The 780-nt window shown below is 30.1% G+C and carries 1 protein-coding gene; it reads right to left on the reverse strand.

The window, feature by feature from the left end:
- The coding region (locus tag EUBIFOR_RS11860) for a hypothetical protein (RefSeq protein WP_003866315.1) at nt 1-660 on the reverse strand (660 nt) is incomplete at its 3' end.
- Between the last annotated feature and the right edge of the window lie 120 nt (nt 661-780).

The raw sequence follows: 780 nt of genomic DNA on the forward strand, positions 1-780 counted from the left end.
AACACCATTTTCATCATACCAACCCTTAAATCCATATCCCTCTGGAGCAATAACATGATACATATATGAAATACCACTATCTCCTTTATAAGTAAAAGTCGACGTACCATCTTCAAAATGTCCTTCACCTGCATTTAATGTGATATTTACTAAATTCGTACCCTTAAAAGTAAATGATGTACTCACGTAATAGCCATCCATACTTATATCAACATTAAAAAAAGCTTCACCCCTTGATGTTTTTTTTACACTTAGTACGTTATCACTTCCAGAATATAAGACATTATCCTGAATCTTTCCTTTAGAATTCGATACAAAAATATTGGAACCTGTATTATTTATTTTATATTGATAATCTGTAGTTTCTTCTTCTGTACCATCCTCATAACATTTAGTAACAATTAATTTAATAGTTTTAGTCTCATTTTCATCCAATGTATATTCCGTATTACTATCTTCACTTCTAACGGAAATATTTCTAATCTTTTTTTCATCTGTTTGTGATTCTACATTCGATTCATCATTCACAGTAGTTTCTTCTTGATTTACGGCCTCTACTTCATTTGTTTCATCCGTGCTATCAATTTCATTGGCATGAATTGGTGAGACAGCCAATCCCATAGAAATCAATATGCTCAACCCTACATTAATAACCTTCATAATTCCTCCTTGTTAACGTTTACATTTATGATTTTATCACGGTTTACCAACCAAAATTATAATCAAATGTTAACAAACAGTTAATTTATTAAGAATTTCTTATCTTTCCAACATAATCAA

The organism is Holdemanella biformis DSM 3989 (genome assembly GCF_000156655.1).
Taxonomy (GTDB): Bacteria; Bacillota_I; Bacilli_A; order Erysipelotrichales; family Erysipelotrichaceae; genus Holdemanella; species Holdemanella biformis.